The sequence below is a fragment of the Streptomyces sp. NPDC058864 genome, assembly GCF_042742985.1.
GTDB lineage: Bacteria > Actinomycetota > Actinomycetes > Streptomycetales > Streptomycetaceae > Actinacidiphila.
This window is the reverse complement of record NZ_JBHYMQ010000063.1, coordinates 45,393-51,392: the sequence shown is the minus strand read 5'-3', so window position 1 is coordinate 51,392 and position 6,000 is coordinate 45,393. Positions and strand designations below refer to the sequence as shown.

4 protein-coding genes and 1 pseudogene are annotated in these 6,000 nt (G+C 73.0%); 1 reads left to right on the top strand and 4 read right to left on the bottom strand.

Going from position 1 to position 6,000, the window contains the following annotated elements:
- Positions 1–192: pseudogene (locus ACFW3D_RS33060) on the top strand (serine hydrolase domain-containing protein); the annotation flags it as partial.
- A gap of 468 nt (positions 193–660) precedes the next feature.
- On the opposite strand, the gene ACFW3D_RS33055 reads toward ACFW3D_RS33060, so the two are convergent.
- The 4 genes from ACFW3D_RS33055 to ACFW3D_RS33040 all read right to left on the bottom strand — a co-directional run bounded on the left by ACFW3D_RS33055 (position 661) and on the right by ACFW3D_RS33040 (position 5,944).
- Positions 661–2,043, bottom strand: coding sequence for an MFS transporter (locus ACFW3D_RS33055; RefSeq protein WP_500510589.1), 1,383 nt, complete (start codon positions 2,041–2,043; stop codon positions 661–663).
- Between the two features lie 121 nt (positions 2,044–2,164).
- Positions 2,165–3,421: a PP2C family protein-serine/threonine phosphatase gene (locus ACFW3D_RS33050; protein ID WP_500510587.1), complete on the bottom strand. Its 1,257-nt coding sequence runs from the start codon at positions 3,419–3,421 to the stop codon at positions 2,165–2,167.
- A 46-nt stretch (positions 3,422–3,467) separates the two neighbouring features.
- Entirely contained in the window at positions 3,468–4,706 is a 1,239-nt protein-coding gene (locus tag ACFW3D_RS33045; RefSeq protein ID WP_500510585.1) for a putative hexosyltransferase, read from the bottom strand.
- Positions 4,703–5,944 carry a bifunctional glycosyltransferase family 2/GtrA family protein gene (locus ACFW3D_RS33040; RefSeq protein WP_500510584.1) on the bottom strand — a complete coding sequence of 414 codons (1,242 nt, stop codon included), beginning with the start codon at positions 5,942–5,944 and terminating at the stop codon, positions 4,703–4,705. The genes ACFW3D_RS33045 and ACFW3D_RS33040 overlap by 4 nt, the downstream gene beginning before the upstream one ends.
- Positions 5,945–6,000: the final 56 nt, after the last annotated feature.

The window sequence follows — 6,000 nt, the reverse complement described above, 5'->3', positions numbered from 1 at the left end:
ACCACCGCCGACGGCAAGCGCAGCATGACGTCCATGGCGAACACCTCCAACAACGGCACCGTCAACACCATCCTCGGCGGCACCCTCGAGGCCGCGTTCTGCGGCACGACCACCGCCAAGGCCACCACGCTCAAGACCACCGAGGGCGAAACCTTCACCGAGGACATCGCCCCCCAGGTCGTCCGCCGCTGACGTAGCCTCACCCGCGCTGGGTCCCCGGCCGCGGGGCCGGGACCAAGGGGCCGGCACGCCATGCAGGGCACCGCGGTCGTCCAGTGGCCTGTGGTCGGCCTGTGCCGGACGGCGCGGAGCACACTGCCGGTGCTCCGCGCCGCGGGAACATGCCTCGGCGGTGACCCGAGCAGGGAAGTCCCGGACCTGCCCCTCTGCCGCCGGGTGGGCACGGCGGCCTCCGGGGTCGATTGCCCGACCGTAGGTGCGGCACCGTCGCGGATCTTGCGCGAAGGCGCACGGGATCTTGACCGACGGCGCAGCTCCGGACCGGTCGCAAGGCGACTTCCGGTGGGCGAGGAGAGGGGCGCGCACATGACGCGTCCCCGATCGGTGCCGGTTCGTGGCGGCTCGTGTGCGAGCCGGTGAGCGGCCCGGCCGGGGCGATCGGGGACGCGCGGTCACGTCGCGGGAGTTCCGCGAGCCGCGTCAGGCCTGTGGCACCACGCCCTCGGCCGGGGACCGGGCGGGCCTCGGCGCGGCGCGGTCGTCGGCCGACTCCTCGGCGCGGCTGAGCGCGGCGTTCCTGGTGTCGGGCATGAGGACGTAGGTGACGAGGGAGACCAGCGCGCAGGCCGACACGTACCAGAAGAAGGCCGTCTCGTGGCCGGCGTCCTTGAACCACAGGGCCACGTACTCCGCCGTACCGCCGAACAGGGCGTTGGCGATCGCGTACGGCAGGGCCACGCCGAGCGCCCGTACGCGGGTCGGGAAGAGTTCGGCCTTCACGGCGGCGTTGATGGAGGTGTAGCCGGTGACGATGACGAGTGCCAGCAGCGAGAGACCGAGCGCGGGCCAGTAGGAGGTGGCCGAGCCGAGCGCCGTCATGATCGGGTAGGTGCCGAGGGTGCACCCCACCGCGAAGGTGATCAGCAGTGGCCGGCGGCCGATCCTGTCGGAGAGCGCCCCGGCCAGCGGCTGGAGCAGCGCGAAGACGAACAGTGCGGTGAAGCTGACCAGGGTGGCCGTGTTCTTGGCCATGCCGGCGCTGCCGATGAGGTACTTGGTGAGATACGTGGTGTACGTGTAGTACGCCACGGTGCCGCCCAGGGTGAGCGCCATGACCAGCAGTGCCTGCCGCCGGTGCTCCCACAGCAGCCGGAGCGAGCCCCGGGCGCTGTCCTGGGTGCCCGCCTCCTCGGTGAAGGCGTCGGTCTCCTCGAGCCTGCGCCGGATCCAGAAGACCACCACCGCGAAGGCCGCGCCCAGCACGAAGGGCACGCGCCAGCCCCAGTCGTGCAACTGGTCGGTGGTCAGCACGTGCTGGAGGGTGATGAGGATCGCCAGGCCGAGCAACTGGCCCGCCGTCATCGACACGTACTGGAAGGACGACCCGAGGCCGCGCCGGTTGCGGGCCGACGCCTCGGTCAGGTAGGTCGCGCTCGCCGCGTACTCGCCGCCGATGCTCATACCCTGCAGCAGCCGGGCGAGCAGCAGGACGAGCGCGCCGGCGTAGCCGGCCTGCCCGTACGTCGGGGCGATCGCGATCATCAGGGCGGCGACCGACATCATGGTGACGGTCAGCGTCAGCGCGCTCTTGCGGCCGTGGCGGTCGGCGGCGCGGCCCAGCACCCAGCCGCCGACGGGGCGCATCAGGAAGCCGACGGCGAAGATGCCGGCGGTGTTCATCAGCTGGGTGGTCGGGTTGTCGCCGGGGAAGAAGGAGTCGGCGAAGTAGATGGCGAAGCTGGCGTAGACGAACCAGTCGTACCACTCGACGAGGTTGCCGAGCGAACCTCCCACGAGGGCGAGGCGGCGCTTGCCACGCTCCTCGGCGGACGGGGACGCGGGCACGGCGGAAGTCGGCGACATCGGCGGCTCCTGTGGGAAAGGCCCTGATGGGGGACGGGGCGAAGTGCCCAGAGCATGTGGGCCCGCGCCGCGCGCGGACAAGGTCCGGCGCCGATGTCTAACGTCCCGCTAAGAATCCGGGTCACGGACGCCGCGTCGCCCGGGTACCCCGGGGAGCGCCGTCGACACGGTCGCGTTCGCGTACGTGGTGGTCGCCGATGAGCTTGGGCGAGCGCTGGATCACCACCATGGCGGCGTCGTCGCGCAGGGGGCCGCCGACATGACGGATCAGGTCGTCACGGAGGTGCCGCAGCAGCGCTTCGGGGCCGCTGCCGCTCCACCGGGCGACGCGCTCGGCGAGCGGGTAGAAGGAACCGCCGGGTGACCGCGCCTCGAGCACGCCGTCGGTGTGCAGCAGGAGCGTGTCGTCGTCATCGAAGGCGAAGCTGTCCGTGGTGAGGCCTTCCCTGGGCAGTCCGCACATCCCCAGGGGCGGGGCCGGGCGCCCGGGGTGGAGGGTGTGCACCTCGCCCTTGCGCAGCAGGAGGGGCGGAGGATGGCCGCAGTTGATCATCCGGGCGCCGGGCTCGCCGTCCGCTATGTCGAGCACGAGCGCGGTGACGAAGTGCTCGCTGAACTCCCCTACGGTCTCGTCGGCGGGCGGCGGGGAGCCGTCCGGCGCCTGCCCCGCGGACTCGACGTACTCGGCGTGCTCGGCGTGCTCGGCGTGTTCCGCCAGATGCCGGCAGATGCTCGTCTCCAGGCTGTCGCCGAGGTCCAGGAGGTCGGCGCAGCGGTGGGCGGCCTCCCGGAAGGCGCCCATCAGCGCGGAGGCGTCCCCGATCGCGGTCAGGCCCTTGCCCCGGACGTCCCCGATGATCAGGCGGGTGCCGGAGCCTCTTCGGGTGGCCGCGTACAGATCGCCGCCGATGTCGGCGTCGTGCTCGGCGGCCAGGTAGAGCGAGGCGATCCTCAAGGGGCCCATCCGATGCGGCAGCGGACGCAGGACGACGCGCTGTGTGGCCTCGGACACGGAGCGGACGCGTTCGAGTTCCCGCCTCCGGCACTCGCGCGGTCGGCACAGCCCCACGAGCAGCACGGTGATCACGGCCAGGGCGACGAGCTGCGCCTGGTGGTTGCTGGTGAACCCGCCGCGCAGCACGGAGATCGCCGCCTGCGCGGCCACTGCCAGTGCCCCGATGACCGCCGTGAGCGCGGTGCCCGCGAACCACGGGGTGATGGCGGGCGCGACGACCAGCAGGGGCCCGAGGTGCACATTGCTGGGCATAACCAGGTCCGTGACGGTGATCGCGACGACCAGGCCGAGCGGGATCGCCACCAGCGCGTGGCCCGGCTGCCACGGCTGCCCCAGGTCAGCGATGCGCCGCTGGAGGCCCATATGCGTTGTCTGCCCGGTGTGGCCGGAATGACGCGGCCCCCCCGGCCTAGGGAACGCCGAGTTCGAAGAGCACGTATCCGGCGTACGAACCGGAGGCCAGCGCGGCGCAGCCCAGCAGCGCGACCCGGGCGGACGGGCGGGCGCGGGCGAGGGCCAGCGCGGGCGGCACGAACAGCGGGAAGGCGGGCAGCAGGTAGCGCGAGACGTTGCCGAAGATCTGCTGCGTGCCCAGCACGGTGACGACGTTGAGGACCGTGTACACGACCAGGACGAGGGGCGGCCGCAACCCCACCAGGGCCGGGATCAGGCCGAGCGCGAGCACGACGACGCCCACGCCGACGAGGTCCTCGACCGGGCAGGCGGACAGGTAGTCGAAGTGACCCACCGGCACGGAGGTGAAGACCTCGAAGGTGTGCCGGCCCCAGTCGAAGGTGTGGGCCCAGGCGCCTTCCTGGAGTGTGAAGTAGCCCGCCGGATCGCCCATCCGGTGGCCCACCCAGGCGAGGTAGCCGAACAGGCCCAGCGGGGCGGTCGTGATCGCGGTCAGCGGCCGGCCCACGCCGTCCGTGCGCGGCTTCCGCAGGGCGAGCAGGCCGGCCAGGACGAGGGCACCGATCAGCGCCGTGGCGGTGGGCCGGGCCAGACCGGCCGTGAAGGTGAGCAGGCCCGCGGTGAGCCAGCGGCGGGTCATGACCGCATGGCAGGCCCACACCGCCAGGGCGACGTACAGGGACTCCGAGTAGCCGGACCACTCGGTGCCGGAGCCGGGCCAGACCGCCCACAGCCCGGCCGCGCAGAGCCCGGCGCGGTGGCCGCCGAGTCGGGCGGTGACGGCGTACACGCCGAGGGCCGCGACGAAGGAGGCGAGGACGGACACCAGCATCCCGGCCCCGTACAGGCCGAGGCCGGTCGCCTCGGAGGTCAGGCGCATCGCGGCCGGGTAGAGCGGGAAGAAGGCGGCCGAGTTGCCCTCGAGGGTGATCGGCCCGGTCGCGCCGGGAACGGGGACCAGCGCCGGGTGGTAGCCGTGGGCGGCGATCTGCTGGTACCACCAGCCGTCCCAGCTGGCGAGGACGTCCCAGGGGCGGGCTCCGCCGCCGAAGCGCGGGTTCTTGTCGCGGAAGTCGCCGGTGTGGTGCAGCAGGTACAGGAAGACGGCGAACCCTGCGAGCTTGAGCGTGCCGTAGACGGCGAGTGCACGCCCCCATCGGGCGGCGCGGGAGGGCTCCTCCCGCGGGCCGGCGGCGGTGGCCTCGACCGGAGTGGCGGCGAGCGTGCTGGTCATGAGGGGGTGGGTTCCGTCCGGGGGTCGTGCCGGCCGCGGAAGACCCAGGACCGGAGGAGCAGGAAGCGCAGCAGCGTGGCGGCCAGGTTGGCGGCGACGAGCACCGCGAGTTCGGCCCGGTGACCGGCGGCCGGTGCCGTGTGGTGCAGCGCGGTCAGCGCGCCGCTGGTGAGCCCGAGGCCGACGAGGAACGCGAGCAGCCCGCGCACGTGCTGGCGTACGGCGCCGGAGCGGCCGCGTACGCCGAAGGTGAGGCGCCGGTTGGCGGCGGTGTTGGCGAAGGCGCAGATCAGCAGTGCCACGGCGTTGGCGGCCTGGGGACCCACGGGCGGCCGCAGTGCCGCGTAGAGCAGCAGGTGGCAGAGGGTGCTGAGGGCGCCGACGGCCGCGAAGCGCAGCAGTTGGGAGAGGAGTCCGGCCGGGGCTTGGGTGCCCGCGAAGCCGCGGCGCAGTTCGGCGAGCGGGAGCCGGCCGGTGGCGAGCGCGCGGCCGATGCGGGCGATGCCGCGGAGGTCGGCCAGGGCGGTCGGGAGGATGTGCACCCGGCTGTCGGGGTCGTCGACCCAGTCGACCGGCACCTCGTGGATGCGCAGCCCGGCGCGCTCGGCGATGACGAGGAGTTCGGTGTCGAAGAACCAGCCGGAGTCCTGGACCAGGGGCAGCAGCCGCTCGGCGACGTCGCGGCGCACGGCCTTGAAACCGCACTGGGCGTCGGAGAAGCGCACGGCGAGCGTGGAGCGCAGCAGCACGTTGTAGCAGCGCGAGATGATCTCCCGCTTCGGGCCGCGCACGACCCGGGCGCCGCGGGCCAGGCGGGTGCCGATGGCGATGTCGGAGTGCCCGGATATCAGCGGCGCGACCAGCGGGAGCAGGGCAGCGAGGTCGGTGGAGAGGTCGACGTCGAGGTAGGCCAGGACCGGCGCGGACGACTGCGACCAGGCCGCGCGCAGCGCCCGGCCCCGCCCCTTGCCGGGCAGCCGGATCCACGCCACCTCCGGCAGGTCCGACGCGAGGCGCTCGGCGATCCGCGGGGTGCGGTCGGTACTGGCGTTGTCGGCGACGGTGATCCGGAAGGCGTACGGGAAGGTGTCGCGCAGGTGTGCGTGGAGGCGCCGGACGGACGGCTCCAGGTCCGCCTCCTCGTTGTGGACCGGAACCACCACGTCGAGAACGGGGTCCGAGTGCCGGGCGAGGAGGGGCGCGCGCTCCATCACGGCGACCGGGCGGTCTTCTCTCATGTTCTGTCCGCATCTGTTCGCTGTGCGCGGGCATGCCGAAGGCACGCGGGGACGGG